This window comes from Roseovarius salincola (genome assembly GCF_026891095.1).
In the GTDB taxonomy this organism is placed as follows: Bacteria; Pseudomonadota; Alphaproteobacteria; order Rhodobacterales; family Rhodobacteraceae; genus Roseovarius; species Roseovarius salincola.
Genome location: NZ_JAPTNL010000016.1, coordinates 69,200 through 87,061, shown reverse-complemented (window position 1 = coordinate 87,061; position 17,862 = coordinate 69,200). Strand labels below are relative to the sequence as shown.

The 17,862-nt window shown below is 65.8% G+C and carries 14 protein-coding genes; 8 read left to right on the top strand and 6 right to left on the bottom strand.

The features are described from left to right. Window positions 1-90: 90 nt before the first annotated feature. Window positions 91-2,538 carry a GcvT family protein gene (locus tag N5A93_RS15735; protein ID WP_268956048.1) on the top strand — a complete coding sequence of 816 codons (2,448 nt, stop codon included), beginning with the start codon at window positions 91-93 and terminating at the stop codon, window positions 2,536-2,538. A gap of 38 nt (window positions 2,539-2,576) precedes the next feature. Here N5A93_RS15735 and N5A93_RS15730 read toward each other — a convergent pair whose 3' ends face one another. Then, entirely contained in the window at window positions 2,577-3,749 is a 1,173-nt protein-coding gene (locus tag N5A93_RS15730) for an acetyl-CoA C-acyltransferase (RefSeq protein WP_268956047.1), read from the bottom strand. A gap of 96 nt (window positions 3,750-3,845) precedes the next feature. On the opposite strand from N5A93_RS15730, the gene N5A93_RS15725 reads away from it, so the two are divergent. The 3 genes from N5A93_RS15725 (at window position 3,846) to N5A93_RS15715 (ending at window position 6,478) form a co-directional block, all read left to right on the top strand. After that, window positions 3,846-4,184, top strand: coding sequence for an STAS domain-containing protein (locus tag N5A93_RS15725; protein ID WP_268956046.1), 339 nt, complete (start codon window positions 3,846-3,848; stop codon window positions 4,182-4,184). Between the two features lie 88 nt (window positions 4,185-4,272). Beyond that, on the top strand, window positions 4,273-4,662 hold the full coding sequence (locus N5A93_RS15720) for an ATP-binding protein (RefSeq protein WP_268956045.1): 390 nt from the start codon (window positions 4,273-4,275) through the stop codon (window positions 4,660-4,662). 238 nt (window positions 4,663-4,900) lie between these two features. Continuing rightward, window positions 4,901-6,478, top strand: a complete 1,578-nt coding sequence (locus N5A93_RS15715; protein WP_268956044.1) for a gamma-glutamyltransferase family protein — start codon at window positions 4,901-4,903, stop codon at window positions 6,476-6,478. A gap of 44 nt (window positions 6,479-6,522) precedes the next feature. Here the strand turns inward: N5A93_RS15715 and hspQ are convergent, their stop codons facing one another. Beyond that, window positions 6,523-6,849: a heat shock protein HspQ gene (gene hspQ, locus N5A93_RS15710; protein ID WP_085818796.1), complete on the bottom strand. Its 327-nt coding sequence runs from the start codon at window positions 6,847-6,849 to the stop codon at window positions 6,523-6,525. A gap of 85 nt (window positions 6,850-6,934) precedes the next feature. Here hspQ and N5A93_RS15705 point away from each other — a divergent pair, with 85 nt between their 5' ends. Both N5A93_RS15705 and N5A93_RS15700 read left to right on the top strand, forming a co-directional pair. Continuing rightward, window positions 6,935-7,816 carry an AEC family transporter gene (locus N5A93_RS15705; RefSeq protein WP_268956043.1) on the top strand — a complete coding sequence of 294 codons (882 nt, stop codon included), beginning with the start codon at window positions 6,935-6,937 and terminating at the stop codon, window positions 7,814-7,816. A 77-nt stretch (window positions 7,817-7,893) separates the two neighbouring features. Next, window positions 7,894-8,496 carry a transglycosylase SLT domain-containing protein gene (locus N5A93_RS15700; protein ID WP_268956042.1) on the top strand — a complete coding sequence of 201 codons (603 nt, stop codon included), beginning with the start codon at window positions 7,894-7,896 and terminating at the stop codon, window positions 8,494-8,496. Window positions 8,497-8,560: 64 nt separating this feature from the next. On the opposite strand, the gene N5A93_RS15695 is transcribed toward N5A93_RS15700, so the two are convergent. From N5A93_RS15695 to N5A93_RS15680, 4 genes are all read right to left on the bottom strand, one after another. After that, window positions 8,561-9,169, bottom strand: a complete 609-nt coding sequence (locus N5A93_RS15695) for a LolA family protein (RefSeq protein ID WP_268956041.1) — start codon at window positions 9,167-9,169, stop codon at window positions 8,561-8,563. 182 nt (window positions 9,170-9,351) lie between these two features. Next, window positions 9,352-12,255 carry a DNA translocase FtsK gene (locus tag N5A93_RS15690; protein ID WP_268956040.1) on the bottom strand — a complete coding sequence of 968 codons (2,904 nt, stop codon included), beginning with the start codon at window positions 12,253-12,255 and terminating at the stop codon, window positions 9,352-9,354. A 19-nt stretch (window positions 12,256-12,274) separates the two neighbouring features. Continuing rightward, window positions 12,275-13,453, bottom strand: coding sequence for an aminotransferase class I/II-fold pyridoxal phosphate-dependent enzyme (locus N5A93_RS15685; protein ID WP_268956050.1), 1,179 nt, complete (start codon window positions 13,451-13,453; stop codon window positions 12,275-12,277). Between the two features lie 208 nt (window positions 13,454-13,661). Continuing rightward, window positions 13,662-14,996 carry an amidase gene (locus N5A93_RS15680; protein ID WP_268956039.1) on the bottom strand — a complete coding sequence of 445 codons (1,335 nt, stop codon included), beginning with the start codon at window positions 14,994-14,996 and terminating at the stop codon, window positions 13,662-13,664. A 57-nt stretch (window positions 14,997-15,053) separates the two neighbouring features. On the opposite strand from N5A93_RS15680, the gene N5A93_RS15675 reads away from it, so the two are divergent. Both N5A93_RS15675 and aroA read left to right on the top strand, forming a co-directional pair. After that, complete coding sequence (locus tag N5A93_RS15675) at window positions 15,054-16,307, top strand: UbiH/UbiF/VisC/COQ6 family ubiquinone biosynthesis hydroxylase (RefSeq protein WP_268956038.1); 1,254 nt, start codon at window positions 15,054-15,056, stop codon at window positions 16,305-16,307. A 204-nt stretch (window positions 16,308-16,511) separates the two neighbouring features. Beyond that, window positions 16,512-17,858 carry a 3-phosphoshikimate 1-carboxyvinyltransferase gene (aroA, locus tag N5A93_RS15670; protein ID WP_268956037.1) on the top strand — a complete coding sequence of 449 codons (1,347 nt, stop codon included), beginning with the start codon at window positions 16,512-16,514 and terminating at the stop codon, window positions 17,856-17,858. Window positions 17,859-17,862 lie beyond the last annotated feature (4 nt).

Here is a 17,862-nt window from a genome sequence, read left to right as displayed (position 1 = left end):
CCCCCCCCCCCCCCCCCCCCCCCCCCCCCCCCCACGGTCGGACGCTTCAGCGTCCGAAACCCCTCCACCCAGGCATAACGAGGCCCTCGCATGACCGATCTTCCAAATCAGGCCCGCGCCGTCATCATCGGCGGCGGCGTGGTCGGCTGCTCCGTCGCCTACCACCTCACCCGGCTGGGCTGGCGTGACGTGGTGCTGCTTGAGCGCAAGCAGCTCACCTCCGGCACCACCTGGCATGCGGCGGGCCTCATCGCGCAGCTGCGCGCCACCGCCAACATGACGAAACTGGCGAAATACAGCCAGGAGCTCTATGGCAGTCTCGAAGAGGAAACCGGCGTCGCCACCGGCTTCAGGCGGGTGGGTTCGATCACCGTGGCCCTGACCGACGAGCGGCGCGAGGAAATCCTGCGTCAGGCCGCGATGGCCCGCGCCTTCGGCGTCGATGTCGAGGAGATCAGCCCCGGCGATGTCAAGGCGCGATATCCTCATCTCAATACCGACGGGGTGCGCGGCGCGGTCTATCTCGACAAGGACGGCCAGGGCGATCCGGGCAATATCGCGCTCGCCCTGGCCAAGGGTGCGCGCCAGCGCGGCGCGGTGATCGCCGAGCGCACCAAAGCCACCGGCATCACCCGTCAGGGCCGCCGCGTCACCGGCGTGGACTGGCAGGCAGAGGATGGCAGCCAGGGCCATATCGCCGCCGAACATGTGGTCAATTGCGCCGGGATGTGGGGGCGCGACCTGGGCGCGATGCTGGGCGTGAACGTGCCCCTTCAGGCCTGCGAGCATTTCTACATCCTGTCCGAACCGATCGCGGGTCTGGGCCCGCTGCCGGTTCTGCGGGTGCCCGACGAGTGCGCCTATTACAAGCAGGACGCCGGCAAGATGATGCTGGGCGCCTTCGAGCCGGTCGCCAAACCCTGGGCGCTTGGCGGCATCCCCGAGGATTTCGAATTCGACCAGCTGCCCGAGGATCTCGACCATTTCGAGCCGATCCTGGAATGGGCCGTGAACCGGATGCCGATGCTGGGCGAGGCGGGCATTCACACTTTCTTCAACGGACCCGAATCCTTTACGCCCGATGACGCCTATCATCTCGGCCTTGCGCCCGAGATGGACAATGTCTGGGTCGCCGCCGGGTTCAACTCGATCGGTATCCAGTCGGCGGGCGGCGCGGGCATGGCGCTGGCGCAATGGATGGAGGACGGCGCAAAGCCCTTCGATCTGGGCGATGTGGATATCGCCCGGATGCAACCCTTCCAGGGCAACCGCTCCTACCTCGCGCGCCGTTCGACCGAAACGCTGGGGCTGCTTTACGCCGATCACTTCCCCTATCGTCAAAAGACCACCGCGCGCGGCGTACGCCGCAGCCCGCTTCACGCGCATTTGCTGGACCAGGGCGCCGTCATGGGCGAAACCGCCGGTTGGGAGCGCGCCAACTGGTTCGCCGCGCCGGGGCAGGAACGCGCATACGCCTATTCATGGGGGCGCCAGAACTGGTTCGCCAATGCCGCCGCCGAGCACGCGGCGATCCGCACTGGCGTGGGCATGTATGACATGTCCACATTCGGCAAGCTGCGCGTCGAAGGCCCCGATGCCGAGGCATTCCTGAACCATGTCTGCGGCGCAGACTTATCAGTTCCGGTGGGCAAGATCGTCTATACCCAGTTTCTCAATGATCGCGGCGGGATCGAGGCCGACGTGACCGTCACCCGCCTTTCCGAAACTGCCTGGCTGGTCGTCACCCCCGCCGCCACAAGGCTGGCCGATGAGACCTGGCTGCGCCGGAATCTCGGCGAACGGATCGCCGTCATCACCGATGTCACCGCCGCCGAGGCGGTTCTGGCCGTGATGGGCCCGGGATCGCGGGCATTGATGCAGGCGGTGTCACCCGACGATCTCTCGAATGCGGCGCATCCTTTCGGCACCGCCCGCCAGATCGAGATCGGCATGGCCCTCGCCCGCGCGCATCGCGTCTCCTATGTGGGCGAACTGGGCTGGGAGGTCTATATCCAGGCCGACATGGCCGCGCATGTGTTCGAAACCCTGTTCGAGGCGGGCGCGGATCATGGGCTGAAACTGTGCGGGATGCACATGATGGACAGTTGCCGCATCGAAAAAGGGTTTCGCCATTTCGGTCATGACATCACCTGCGAGGATCATGTTCTCGAGGCGGGTCTGGGCTTTGCCGTGTCGAAAACCAAGCCCGCCTTCATCGGCCGCGACGCCGTGCAGCGCAAGCGCGACGAGGGGCTTGGCACCCGGATGATGCAGTTCCGCCTGACCGACCCCGAGCCGCTGCTTTATCACAACGAACCGATCCTGCGCGACGGGCAGATCGTGGGGTATCTCTCGTCGGGCAATTACGGCCATCACCTGGGCGCGGCGATCGGCATGGGCTATGTGCCCTGCAAGGGCGAAACCGTCGATGACCTGCTGGCATCAGGCTACGAGATCGACATCGCCGGGACGCGGGTGCGCGCCGAGGCCAGCCTCAAGCCGCTTTATGATCCGACGGGCGCGCGCATGAAGGGATAGACGCGCCCGTCAGGCGCAATGGCCGCCGCGCGTGGCCGTCAAACCAGTTCTATCGCGATCGCCGTGCCTTCGCCGCCGCCGATGCAGATCGCCGCGACGCCGCGCCTGAGGCCGCGCTTTTCCAGCGCGTTGAGCAGCGTCACCATGATCCGCGCACCGCTGGCGCCGATCGGGTGGCCAAGCGCACAGGCGCCGCCATTCACGTTCACCTTGTCGCGCGACAGGCCCATTTCATGCATGAAGGCCATCGGCACCACGGCAAAAGCCTCGTTCACCTCCCAGAGGTCCACATCGTCCTTGCTCCAGCCGATGCGCTTTAGCAGCTTCTGCGCGGCGGGCACCGGCGCGGTGGTGAACCAGCCGGGCGCCTGCGCGTGGCTGGCATGGCCCAGGATGCAGGCGCGAATCGTCAGCCCCTGCGCCTTGGCCGCCTCGCGCGAGGTCAGCACCAGCGCCGCCGCGCCATCGCTGATCGAGCTGGAATTCGCCGCCGTCACCGTGCCGTCCTTGCGAAAGGCCGGTTTCAGTTGCGGGATCTTGTCGGGGCGCGCCTTGGCGGGCTGTTCATCGGCGCAGATCGTCACATCGCCCTTGCGGGTCGTGAGGGTGACCGGGGCGATCTCGCCCTCGAAAGCACCCGATTCCTGCGCCGCCAGCGCCCCTTCCAGAGAGCCGATGGCATAGTCATCCTGCGCCTGCCGGGTGAACTGGAAATGCTCGGCGCAATCTTCGGCGAAGGTGCCCATCAGGCGGCCCTTGTCATAGGCATCCTCGAGCCCGTCGAGAAACATGTGGTCGATGACCTGCCCATGCCCCAGACGGGCGCCGCCGCGCATCTTGGGCAAGAGATAAGGCGCCATCGACATGCTTTCCATGCCCCCTGCGATCATCGTATCGGCATGGCCAAGGGCGATCTGGTCAAAGGCCATCATCGCCGCCTTCATGCCCGAGCCGCACATCTTGTTGAGCGTGGTGGCCGGCACGTCCTCGCCCAGACCGCCGGCAAAGCCGGCCTGCCGGGCGGGGGCCTGGCCCTGGCCTGCGGGCAGCACGCAGCCCATCAGCACCTCGTCCACGGTTTGCGCGCCCGCGCCGTCCAGCGCCGCACGAATGGCCGCGCCGCCCAGAACCGCGGCCCCGACCCCATCGAAATCGCCCTGGAACCCACCCATCGGGGTGCGCGCCGCGCCTGCGATGACAACCTCTTTCATGGCTCGTTCTCCCTTGATCAGGTCCATGCATACCGAATGGTAAGGAATGCGGTCTAGCCTCAGCCGTATTTCTACCTATCGCCCGAAGGAGGCATCATGAACCTGCACAGCACCTATGACAACGACATCAACCTGATTACCGTCGCCGACACCCGAATCGATTCAAGCGTGGCGATCGGCTTCAAGGACTCCATGCGCACGCTGACTGATCAGGGGCCGGATCATATCCTGCTCGATCTGTCGAATGTCGTCTTCATCGATTCCAGCGGTCTGGGCGCCATCGTCGCATCCATGAAGCAACTCAAGAGTGGCAAGCGGCTGGATCTGGCGGGGCTGACCCCGGATGTCGCCAAGGTGTTTCGCCTGACCCGGATGGAAACCGTGTTCGATATTCACAAGGATGCCGCAGCCCTTGTCCCTCGTCCGGTCGGCTGACGGTACCGTGATGGGCCGTCCGCCCCCGCCCTCTGTCTCCTCCCGGGATCCATCGCCCGACACCCTGTCATTGCACTTTTGCGGTGTTGTGGAACAGATCCGGGAGGTGCTTGAGGCGGTGCGCCGCCATCTGAGCGCGTTCGAACTGGGGGGCGAACGGTGCGGCGCAGTCGAAATCGCGCTGGCCGAGGCGCTCAACAATATCGCCGAACATGCCTATGGCGGGCATTCGCACGGTCCGGTGCACCTGTGTGCACAGGTGCAGGGCGCGCTGTTGCATGTTGTTCTGACAGATCGAGGACGCCCCCTGCCGGGCCGGACCCCGCCGCCGGGCCTGCATCAGGATCTTGAGGTGACGCCTGATGCGCTGCCTGAAGGGGGATTCGGCTGGCTTCTGATTCGCGAACTGACCGAGGAGGTTTCCTATATCCGTTCACCTGACGAAAATCGGCTGACCCTCATTTTCCGCCTCGAATGACAGGGGCGCGGCGCCACGTTGGCGGCAAAGACACCGTATTGCCGCATTCAATGCTAAAAAGCGCCTGAAACCATCCGTATCTAAGAACTGTAGCTGCATATAGCTTCCCTCGGCGCCGCGTAGAACAGCCCCCACCCAGTGCGCGGCGTCGAGGTTTTCTTTCCCCCTTCATCGCATTGGCATTCACCCGGCTTCGCCCTAGTGTGACGGCCGCGTGACAGATGAAGGACACCCCCCAATGCGAGATTTCCACCTCCCCGGCCGTTCCGCCACCTTTGCCAGCAACGGCATGTGCGCCACGTCGCATCCATTGGCCGCCAAGACGGCGGTGGATATCCTGGAACGCGGCGGCAACGCCATGGACGCGGCCATCGCGGGGGCCGTTCTGCTGGGTATCTGCGAGCCGCAGATGACCGGGATCGGCGGCGATTGCTTTGCACTTTTCACCAAGCCCGGCAGCGACGAAATCCATGCGCTCAACGGGTCGGGCCGCGCCCCCGCCGGGGCCAGCGCGGCGGCGCTGCGCGCACGCGGGCACGACACCGTGCCTCTTAACAGCCCCGATGCGGTGACCGTCCCCGGCGCGATCGACGCCTTTTGCCGCCTGTCCGCGGATCACGGCAAGCTGGGCCTTGATGCACTGCTTGCCCCGGCCATCCATCACGCCGAAGCGGGCGTGCCCGTCGCGCCGCGCGTGGCTTTTGACTGGCCCGAGGCCGCCAAGGCGCTTCAGGGCGAGGCGATCGGCTATTTCACCAGGGACGGCGCCGCGCTCAAGACCGGTGACATTTTCCGCGCGCCCGGTCAGGCCGAGGTGCTGCGCCGCATCGCCGCCAAGGGGCGCGACGGGTTCTATAGTGGCGAGGTGGCCGAGGACATGGTCGCCGCGCTCAACGCGCGGGGCGGGGTGCATACGGCGGATGATTTCGCCGCCACCGAATGCGACTACACCACGCCGGTTGCTGGCGACTACAAGGGAGTCGATCTGGTCGAACACCCGCCCAACGGCCATGGCGCCACGGCGATACTGATGCTCAATATACTGAAACATTTCGATATTTCCCTGATGGATCCGGCCGGCAGCCAGCGTGCCCACATAGAGGCCGAAGCCGCAAAGCTGGCTTATGACGCGCGCAACCGCATCATCGCCGATCCCGATCATACAAGCCGTCTCGAACATATGCTGGCACCCGAAACGGCGGCGAAACTGGCCGCGCTGATCGACCCTCAGAACGCGATGCCCGCCGCCGCGCCGCTGGCCGATGCGGTGCATCGTGAAACCGTCTATATAACCGTGGTCGATCGCGACCGCATGGCCGTGTCGCTGATCTATTCGATCTTCCATGGTTTCGGCTCGGGGATCGCGTCGGAAAAATTCGGCGTGCTGTTCCAGAATCGCGGCGCAGGCTTCTGCCTGACACCGGGCCATCCCAATGAAATGGCCGGTGGCAAGCGGCCGATGCACACGATCATCCCCGGCATGTTGCGCGAGAATGGACATGTCACGACGCCCTTCGGCGTGATGGGCGGGGCCTATCAGCCCAATGGCCATGCGCGGCTGGTGTCGAACCTGCGCGATTTCGGGATGGATGCGCAAACCGCGCTCGACGCTCCGCGCAGCTATGCCGAGGCCGGGAAGCTGAAGGTGGAGCGCGGCTACAGCGAGGCGGTGCGCGCCGAACTGGCCGGGTTGGGTCATGACGTGATCGTCCCCGAGGGGCCGATCGGCGGCGGTCAGGCCATCGTGATCCGCCCCGACGGCGTGCTGGAAGGCGCCAGCGATCCGCGCAAGGACGGTTGCGCGCTTGGCTATTGAAGGCAAATGAGGAGTGGCGGCGCGGGCGCAGGCCCGCCCGCGCCCTAGTTCAGCTGGAAATGCAGCGGGTAATGTCCGTCCTCGAACGGGCCGAACAGGTCAGGGATGTCGGGGTGGTCCACCGGCTCTCCCGAATAGTCAGCGATCAGGTTCTGTTCGGAAACATAAGCCACGTAATAGCTTTGGTCATTCTCGGCCAGAAGATGATAGAACGGCTGTTCCTTGGAGGGGCGGCTATCCTCGGGGATCGAGTGATACCATTCCTCGCTGTTGGAAAATTCCGGATCGACATCGAAAACGACCCCGCGAAACGGGTGTTTTTTATGCCGGACGACTTGGCCCAGCGAATATTTCGCTCTTGTTTTCAACATCACATTGCAGCCCCTAGCCCTCAAGACTAATGGTTTCAAGGGCCGTTTGTCCAACCCCAGAGCATAAAAACACGGGAAACAGTCTGTGAACCTTGCCTTGACAGTGCTTGAGATCGTCGCGCCGGTTTTCCTGCTGGCGGCTGTCGGGTTCGTCTGGGTGAAGATGGGATTCGAATATCGCGTGCAGTTCGTCACGCAGATGGCGATGACCCTTTCGGTCCCCTGCCTGATCTTCGTATCGCTCATGCAGACCGAGATCGACCCGGGCGCGTTGACCGCGCTGTCGGCGGCGGCGATCGTCGGCTATGGCGCGCTGACCGTGGCGATGTGGTTGCTGACCCGCGCCTTCGGGCTGGAAACCCGGACCTATACCGCGCCGCTGATTTTCGGCAATACCGGCAATCTTGGCCTGCCGCTGGCGCTGTTCGCCTTTGGCGAGACCGGTCTGGGCTATGCGGTGGTGGTGTTCGCGATCATGGCGATCTGGTCCTTCACCTATGGGATCTGGCTGGTATCGGGCGGCGGTTCGGTGCTCAAGGTGCTCAAGGAGCCGCTTGTCGCCGCAACACTTCTGGGCGGGCTGTTCCTGTGGCAGGGATGGGAAACGCCGACCTTCATGACCAATACGCTGAAGCTGACGGGCCAGATGGCGATCCCGCTCATGCTGATCACGCTGGGCGTCGCGGTGGCGAGGCTGACGCCGGGGCGCATCGGGCAGGCCGCGATCCTGTCGCTCGTCAAAGTCTGTCTTTGTGCGGGGATCGGTTGGTCGGTCGGCGCCTGGTTCGGGCTCGACAAGACCGCCTTTGCCGTCCTGGTGCTGCAACTTGCGACCCCCGTGGCCGTGACATCGTATCTTCTGGCCGAGAAATACGGCGCCGATTCCGATGCCGTGGCCGGGCTGGTCGTGGCCTCGACGCTGATGTCGGTCGTGGCGTTGCCGCTGCTTCTTGCCGTTCTGCTTTGAATTCCTGCGATTTCTTGATTCCCCTGCGCGTGTGTTTCCGCTAAAGTTGCAAAAAAACAAACGAAAGCGAGAGGCAGATGAGCAGAACTCTTCGCGCATTCCTGATCGTCCTTCTGGTGGCGTCCTGCGGCGGCGGGCCAAGCGGCCCACCTCCAAGCAATCTGGACAATGCCTGTTCGATCCTGGAGCAGCGCCCGCAATACAAGCGCGCCTTCAACGCGGCCGAGCGCCGCTGGGGCGTTCCCGTGCATGTGCAGATGGCCACGATCCATCAGGAAAGCAGCTTTGACGGCAATGCCCGCACCCCGTTCCGCTGGACGCTCGGGATCATTCCGATGGGGCGGCAAAGTTCAGCCTATGGCTACAGTCAGGCTCTTGATGGCACATGGGACGAATACAAGCGCGAAACCCGCCGCTTCGGCGCGCGGCGCAACGACATTTCGGACGCCACCGATTTCATGGGCTGGTACATGTCGAAATCCAACCAGAGCCTCGGGATCCCGCTCAGCGATACGCGCAACCAGTATCTGGCCTATCACGAAGGGCGTACCGGGTTCGCGCGGCGCAGCTTTAACAGCAAGCCCTGGCTGTTGCGCGTCGCCGACAAGGTCGATTCCCGCTCACAAATGTATCAGGCGCAGCTACGGCGCTGTAATGGCCGGGGTTTCGGCCTGTTCTGAGGCCCCTGCCCCGGCCCCTTCGCCAAGCGATCCGGCGCCGCGCCGAGACGCGGCGCCCGGAGCGTCATTTGTCGCGGCGTTCGACCGGGCCGACGCCAGGTATCACGAACCGGTCATCGGCCAGTTGCATCCCCGTGCGCAGATCGCCCAGAACCACTGTGGTGCGCGCGCCGGCGCTGTCATTGATGACCCATTGGCGCAGCTCTACCGGGTTGGCGGTGAAGACCAGTTCGATATTGCCGTATTCGGGATGTGCGGGGTCCTGCGCCTGAATCGTTGTGGTCTTGCCGTCGCTGGCATGGCCGGTCACCATCCGCTCGCGCGTGAGGTCGACATTGCGCGCCAGCACGATTTTCAACGGGGTGCGGTGCAGCGGATAGGCCTCGGGGCCGGTGTTCGACTTGGGATCGACGACGCCGACACGGTCGCCATCGGCCACAACCAGCGTGCGTTCGGGCGGATCGTATTCGAAGCGCACCCGGCCCGGCCGCTTGATATAGATGCGCCCGGTGCTGATCGTGCCATCATCGTTGATCTGGGTGAATTCGCCCTCGGCGGTCTTCAACCCGTTGAGATAGCCTGAAATCGCGCCAAGCGACAATTTCTCGGCCGCTGCCGGCATGGCCATGGCGACGCTCAGCACGGCGGCCGTCAGAATCGAAAGGGGTTTCATGACGCGGGGCTCCTTCATCGGTGAAACGCCGGGGGATGTTACCCCGGCGGCGGCCTGATATGCGATAACGGCCGTCTTGAACCTGATATCAGCAGGCCATGACCGGTTATCAAGCCCGCGCCCGCGCGGCCAGCGCCCGATCGCATCAAAATCCCGTCAGCAGGGACGCGCGGGTGCCGGCCCTACTGCTCCGGCACCAGGATGTCGCGCTTGCCCACATGGTTGGCGGGGCTGACGATGCCCTGCTCTTCCATCTGCTCGACCAGACGCGCGGCCTTGTTGTAGCCGATCGCCAGCTTGCGCTGGATATAGGATGTGCTGCATTTGCGGTCCTTGATGACGATCGCCACCGCCTGATCGTAAAGCGCATCCTCGCCGTCGGTATTGCCGCCCGTCGACAGACCCAGCACCGCATCGATACTGTCGGCCTTCTCGTCGTCCGGGCCATCCTGCACGCCATTCACATAGGTCGGCGGGCCATAGGCCTTGAGGTGATTGACCACCTCCTCGACCTCTTCGTCGCTGACGAAGGGACCATGACAGCGGGTGATCTTGCCGCCCCCGGCCATGTAAAGCATGTCGCCCATGCCCAGAAGCTGCTCGGCGCCCATCTCGCCCAGGATCGTGCGGCTGTCGATCTTGCTGGTCACCTGGAAACTGATCCGGGTGGGGAAGTTCGCCTTGATCGTGCCGGTGATCACATCGACCGAGGGGCGCTGCGTGGCCATGATCAGGTGAATCCCCGAGGCCCGCGCCATCTGCGCAAGGCGTTGGATGCAGGCCTCGATCTCTTTGCCCGCGACCATCATCAGGTCGGCCATCTCGTCGACGATCACGACGATATAGGGCATCTTCTCGGGCGCGAATTCCTCGGTCTCGAAGACCGGTTCGCCGGTCTCGTCGTCAAAGCCCGTCTGCACCGTGCGCGAGAACATCTCGCCCTTGCGCTGCGCATCCGCGACCCGGCCGTTATAGCCGTCGATATTGCGCACGCCCATCTTGGACATCTTGCGATAGCGCTCTTCCATCTCGGCCACGACCCATTTGAGGGCCACGACAGCCTTCTTGGGGTCGGTCACAACCGGGCTCAGCAGATGGGGAATGCCGTCATAGACTGACAGTTCCAGCATCTTCGGGTCGATCATGATCAACCGGCATTCATCCGGCGTCAGCTTGTAAAGCAGGCTCAGGATCATGGTGTTGATCGCCACCGACTTGCCCGACCCCGTGGTGCCCGCGATCAGCAGGTGAGGCATCTTCGCCAGATTCTGCACCACCGGATCGCCACCGATATCCTTGCCGAGCGCCAGCGGCAGCTTCTGATTGCCGTCGCCATAATCGCGGCTCGACAGGATTTCGCGGAAGCTGACCATCTCGCGGTTGTCATTGGGCAGTTCGATACCGATCACGCTGCGCCCCGGCACGGTGCTGACGCGGGCCGACAGTGCCGACATCGAGCGCGCGATATCATCCGCCAGACCGATCACCCGGCTTGCCTTGAGGCCGGGCGCGGGTTCCAGTTCGTACATCGTGACAACCGGACCGGGGCGGACACTGACGATCTCGCCCTTCACGCCGTAATCGTCCAGCACGTTCTCAAGCATCCGCGCGTTCTCCTCGAGCGCGTCATCGCTCAGGTGATGGCGGGTGATATTGGCCGGATTGTTCAGCAGGCTGAGCGGCGGCAGATCGTATTCCACCTGCGCGCTTTCCTCGAATTGCAGCGCGGGCTGCGCCTCGGCGATGGCCCGGCTTGAGGGTTGGGGCGCGCGGCGCTGCGTATGCTGCACGACCTTCCTGGGCTCGGCCACGGGGATGCGCGGCTGCGACGCCTGCGCCTGCGGCTCGGGCTGGGGCAGGTCGGGCTGCTCTTGGGGGTGTGGCTGCGACTCGGGCGCGACCCGTGGCGGATCGTCGGGCCAGCCCTCGCGCTGCGCTGCGGTCAGCGGCGGTTCGGGCGGCAGGACGTCGCGCGATCCGGAATTGAGGATCAGCGGATCGGGACCACGGCCCCGTCCGCGTGTCAGGGGCGCGACGCTTTCGACCTGAATCATCGGGCTTTGGCGGACACGGGTCTTGATGACATCGGCGATCTTGGCGCGGATCCGGTCATCGCCCGGCGCCTGCACATCGCCCTGCGGCCCGGTGGATTCGATCAGTTCCGGCTCGGGCTCGGGTTCGGGGCGGCGCATGAGCGACGGCATCCGTGACAGCAGACCGCCGGCGCGCTCGTCGTGGCCGGTGTTGTGCGCAGCGGCGGCAGGCTGGGGCGCGCTGATCGGCGGCACCTGCGCGCGGCGCACCACCGGCTGCACCGGAACGCTGGCCTCGGCGCGGGCATAGTCCTCGGCTTCGGCGCGGTCGGCCAAGCGCCGCGCGCGGGCCTCTCCGGCCTTGGCCTGCGCCCGCTGCGCCACGCTCAGGGCGCCGGTGGCGCCCCGCCCGGCAAGGGCCATGATCCAGGCATAGGTCAGGATGACCCCGACCAGCAGGAACCGCGCCAGGCGCATCAGTTCGGGCCGGGTAAAGCCCAGCACAAAGGCGCCAAAGCCCAGCACGCCAATGCCAAGGACAAGCGACAGAACCTTGAGCCCGAGGCTCGCGCCCAGCGGCAAAATGCCCAGGATCGTGCCCAGAACGGCATCGCCGAACATGCCGCCAAGGCCGAAACTATGCGTGGCCGACCATACCGCGCCCGGCGTCAGCGACGCCGCATGAAGCGCCAGCAGCGCGATCCAGATCGGCGCGAAGATCAGACGGCTCACCGCGCGCTCTGCCCCGCGATGCAGGGCGAAACGCGCGCCCCAGACACCCAGCACGATGGCCAGGCCCCAGGCGCCCCAGCCCACGATCATGAACAGCGGCGCGGCGATCGAGGCCCCGATCCGCCCCATCCAGTTCCGGACCGGCGCGTCGGTGGCGGACATCCAGCTCGGATCGTCCGGATGATAGGAAACGATCATCGCGGCGGCCATCGCCCCCATGATCAGCAGGACCAGCCCCATCAACTCCCTGCCGCGCTTCTCGATCGCCTCGGCCATGGTGCTGTCAAGCAGCGGTTCGCGCCCGCGTGTCTGGTATGCCATTTTATCCCTCGTCCTCAAATCATGCGTAAAGACAGTCGCGCAGCCGCGTCAGCCCGCGCGCCATCTCGTCTTTCGGGGCCACCATCGCGACCCGGATATACCCCGCGCCCGGGTTCGCACCCGCAACCTCGCGGCTCAGATAGGCGCCGGGCAGAACCCGCACCCCGGTTTGCGTCCAGAGTTTCAGCGCCGCCGCCTCGCCATCCTCGACAGGCAGCCAAAGGAAGAACCCGGCCTGCGGGCTTTCATACCCCGGCACACCCGCCATGATCTCGTCGGCGAGCGCATATTTCTCGGCATAAAGGCGGCGGTTCTCATCCACATGCGCCTCGTCGTCCCAGGCCCTTTCGGCCACGTGCTGCAACGGCATCGGCAAGGGCGCACCGGCATAGTTTCGCAACTGCTTGAGGCGCAGCAGAGACTCGGAGCCGCCGGCCACGAAACCGCTGCGCAGCCCCGGCAGGTTCGACCGCTTCGAGAGCGAATGGAACGCGACCACGCGCTCGGCGTCGGCCCCCATCTCTTGCGCCACGTCCAATGCGCCCGCGGGGGCCTCACCACGGTAGATCTCGCTGTAGCATTCATCGGCGAAGATCTGGAAATCGAACCGCTCGCCCAGCGCGATCAGATCGCGCCAATACGCCCGGCTCGCCACCGCGCCCTGCGGATTGCTCGGCGAACAGAGATAAACCACCGCGGTGCGCTCCAGCACCTCTTGGGGCACCGCCCCGAAATCCGGCAGATGTCCTGTCTCCCGCGTTGCCGGCAACAGGACCGGCTCGGCCCCGACACTCAACGCCGCCACCATGTAGACCTGGTAGAACGGGTTGGGCAGCAAGACCACCGGCGCCTTGCTCGCCTTGGTCTCCGGGCAGAGCGCCATCATCGCGTTGTAAAGCCCCTCGCGCGTCCCGTTCAGCGCCATCACGTGCCGCCCGGGGTCCATTTCAACGCCGTAACGCCGCTTGATCCAGCCACAGATTGACCGGCGCAGGCCGGCCGCACCCTCGTTCGCCGGGTATTGCCCGAACCCCGCGGCGTGTTCGGCCACGACATCCGCAACCCACGGCGGGAAGGCGTGCCTGGGCTCGCCGATTGTCATATGCAGGGCCTCGCCTCCGGGCGCATGGGCGTCCAGAAGGCTCCGCAGGCGCGGAAACGCATAGGCCGGTAGGTTCGAAAACCGCTCGGGAAACATCAATACTGCCTCAAGGTTCGGGATCATCACGTCCCGTTTCGCCCGAATCTACCCAAGCCCCTGCCCTGCGTCCAGCAAAACCAAGGGCTTGACAGTCGGAATGTGACATTTTGGCAGAACGGTCACAGGCCCCCGCCCTTCTTCTGTTCTCAAATATCCCGGGGGAGTCGCGCTTTGCGCGACGGGGGCAGCGCCCCCGCCGCCACGCCTACCGCCCCAGCGCCTCTTCCGCGGCCTTGCACAGACGCAAAAGCCGCTCTTCCTGCATCGGCTTGCCACACAGCATGATACCGCAGCTCGGCGTGCCGGTCGGCAGGGTCACGGCAGGCAGTCCCATCAGATTGCCCACACGCGTATTGCGCAGAGTCAGCAGGTTCTCGGTGACGTAATAGGCCTCGTCGCTCAGCAGCTTGGCGGCATCCGGGGGCATGTTGGGCGCGCTCGGCATGATCACCGCATCATATCCCGCCACCCGCGCATGCCAATCGAGGCGCATCTGCTCCAACCGTCGCCAGGCGGCCACGTAATCGGCCGCGCTCACCTCGCGCCCGCCCCGGAACCGCTCGAGAATGGCCGCGAACATCTTTTCGGGCGCGGCCTCGATCACATCGCGCCAGATGCCATAGGCCTCGCCGGTATAAAGCGTGCCCGACATCGCCATCGCCTCGGACAAATCCGGCCAGTCCAGCGGCTCGACATGCGCCCCCGCCGCGCAAAGCCGCTCCACAGCGTTCTCATAGGCGTTGAGCGGCCCCTCGCGGATGTCATCGAGCACGACGCTGCGCAACGCCGCAAGCCGCGCACCGCTCAGCGAGGCCCCGCGCAGATCGGCACCGCCCGAACGCCCCTCCAACGCCGCCAGCGCCAGCGCGGCATCCTCGACGGTACGCGTAAGCGGGCCGACCGTGTCGAACCGTGCCGCCAGCGGCACAACCCCATCGAGCGACAGGCGACCGGCGGTGGTCTTGAGCCCCACAAGGTCGTTCCAAGCCGCCGGAATGCGCACCGACCCGCCGGTGTCACTGCCGATCCCGCAGGCTGCCAGCCCCAGCGCCACCGAAGCCGCCGCGCCCGAACTCGACCCGCCCGGTACGGCCTGCGGATCGTTCACGCAGGGCGGCGTCGCCGTCATCGGATTGAGCCCCAGCCCGGAAAACGCCAATTCGCTCATATGCGTCTTGCCAAGGCACACCGTGCCCATCATCGTCGCGCTGCGCAGCACGCGCGCATCGCGCCGCGGCACCCTGCCTTTCAACAGCGCCGTGCCCGCCTCGGTGGCGACACCGCTGCTGTCAAAGAGGTCCTTCCAGCTGATCGGCACCCCGTCCAGCGGACCCACCCGCTGCCCGGCCCGCGCACGCATCGCGGCGGCTCCGGCCTCGGCGCGGGCACGCCCGGGCGTCACGCTGGCATAGATGCGCGCATGGTCGGGATGCGCGGCGATCGCATCGAGAAACGCCTCGGTCAGTTCCACCGGGTCGATCCTGCCCGCCCCGATCCCGCGCCCCAGATCCGCCGCGCTCATCTTCAGCCAGTTGCTCATCTCGCCCGCCTTCCCGCTTGGTCCCTTGCGCCCGCGACGGTAGCGGCAGCGCGGCGCATGGACAATCCCGCGCAAACCGCCATATTGCCGGGCATGAAACATGATACGGATATCGCGATCGTGGGCGGCGGCCTGAACGGCCCGGCCCTTGCGCTGGCGCTGGCGCAGGCCGGCTTCTCTGTCACCGTGATCGACCCGCTCTCGCAGGCCGCGCGCAAGAATGCCGCGTTCGACGGGCGCGCCTATGCGCTTTCGCTTGCATCCACCCGACTGCTGCGCGCCATCGGCATCTGGGCCCGTGTGGAAAGCAACACCCAGCCAATGCTGGAGATCAAGGTCAGCGACGGGCGCGCCGGACAGGGGCCGCTTTCGCCCTTTTTCCTGCATTTCGACCATGCCGAGATCGAAGAAGGCCCGATGGGTCACATGCTCGAGGACCGCTACCTGCGCCGCGCCTTCCTCGATGCCATGAAGGATGACCCGCGCATCACCCAGATCCGCGACAGTGTGATCGGGCAGAGGCCGGACCCCGGCGGCATGACCCTGGAGCTTAAATCGGGCCGCTCGCTCTCGACGCGGCTCCTCGTGGGCAGCGACGGGCGCCAATCGGGAACGGCTGTGCGTGCCGGCATCCGGCGCACCGGCTGGGGTTACGGACAGACCGCGCTGGTTGCCGCCATCGAACACGAACTGCCCCATCACGGCATCGCGCATCAGTTCTTCATGCCTCCCGGCCCGCTGGCGATCCTGCCGCTGCCGGGCAATGTCAGTTCGATTGTCTGGAGCGAGACCGACGACACCGCCCGGCGCTTTGCCGCCCTGTCGGATGCGGATTTCATGAATGTCCTGCGCCCGCGCTTCGGCGATTTCCTGGGGCGGATCAAGCTCAGGGGCAAGCGCTTTACCTATCCGCTGAACCTGACCCTCGCCAACAGTTTCGTGGCCGAGCGGCTGGCGCTGATCGGCGACGCGGCGCATGGGATGCACCCGATCGCGGGACAGGGCCTCAACGCGGGACTGCGCGATGTGGCGGCGCTCGCGCAGGTTCTCGACGAGGCGCAGCGGCGCGGCGAGGACATCGCATCGAGCGACGTGCTGGCGCGCTACCAGCAATGGCGCCGCTTCGACACGGCCACGCTCGCGCTGGTCACCGACGCCACCAACCGGCTGTTCTCGAACGACAACCCGCTGCTGCGGCTCGGGCGTGACCTGGGCATGGGAGCGATCAACGCGATCCCCCGTCTCAGGCGCGGCTTGATCCGCGAGGCCGCAGGCCTGACCGGAGACCTTCCCGACCTGATGAAGGGCTAGAAAGGGGGCGCTGCCCCCGTCGCGCAAGCGCGACTCCCCCGGGATATTTCGAAAACAGAAGAAGATCCGCGCGCGCCTTCTTCTGTTCCTGAAATATCCCCGCCGGAGGCATCCGTCGCTGCCACGCGTGCCGCCCTCTGGCTAATGGACGCGACGCGGGGGTTGCGCTATCAGACGTCAGACACGATGACGAAAGGCGCGCCCATGTCCGGCCACGGCAAACCCATTCCCATGATCTCGCACCGCGTGACGGGCCTTCAGGGCACGGCAGAGGTGCCTGGCGACAAGTCGATCTCGCACCGGGCGTTGATTCTCGGGGCGCTGTCGGTGGGCGAAACGGTGGTCACCGGGCTGCTGGAGGGGCAGGATGTGCTGGACACCGCCTCGGCCATGCGCGCCTTTGGCGCCGAGGTCACGCGTGACGATGACGGGACGTGGCATGTTCACGGTGTCGGCGTCGGCGGTTTCGCCGAGCCGGGCCAGGTGATCGATTGCGGCAATTCAGGCACCGGTGTGCGGCTGATCATGGGGGCGATGGCGACCTCGCCGATCACCGCGACCTTCACCGGCGATGCCAGCCTCAACAAGCGGCCGATGGCGCGGATCACCGATCCGCTGGCGCTGTTCGGGGCGCATGCGGTGGGGCGCGCGGGTGGGCGGCTGCCAATGACCATCACCGGCGCAGCCGATCCGGTGCCGGTGCGCTATACGGTGCCGGTGCCCTCGGCGCAGGTCAAGTCGGCGGTGCTGCTGGCGGGTCTCAACGCGCCGGGCCGGACCGTCGTGATCGAAGCGGAGGCGACCCGCGACCATACCGAACGCATGCTGGCGGGCTTTGGCGCCGAGATCATCACCGAGGAGACCGGTGAGGGCCGCGTCATCACCCTGACGGGCCAGCCCGAGCTGGAGCCGCAAAGCATCATCGTCCCGCGTGACCCCAGTTCGGCGGCCTTCCCTGTCTGCGCGGCGCTGATCACCGAAGGGTCGGACGTTCTGGTGCCCAATATCGGGCTCAACCCCACCCGCGCGGGGCTGTTCACCACTTTGCGCGAGATGGGCGCCGATCTGAGCTATGAGAACGAGCGCGAGGAGGGCGGTGAGCCGGTGGCGGATTTGCGCGCGCGCTATTCTCCCGACATGGAAGGGATCGAGGTGCCGCCTGCGCGGGCGGCTTCGATGATCGACGAATACCCCGTCCTGTCGGTGGTCGCCGGTTTTGCGCGGGGGATGACGGTGATGCGCGGCGTCAAGGAATTGCGGGTCAAGGAATCCGATCGGATCGAGGCGATGGCCACCGGACTGCGCGCCAACGGCGTCAGCGTCGAGGACGGGCCGGATTGGTGGACGGTCGAGGGGCGCGGCGCGGGCGGCGTTCCGGGCGGCGCCACCTGCGCCAGTCATCTCGATCACCGCATCGCCATGTCGTTCCTGGTGATGGGCATGGCCGCGAAGAAACCCGTCAGCGTGGATGACGGCGGCCCGATCGCCACGTCCTTTCCGATTTTCGAGGCGCTGATGGGCGGGCTTGGCGCGGATATCCGGCGCGCCTGACATG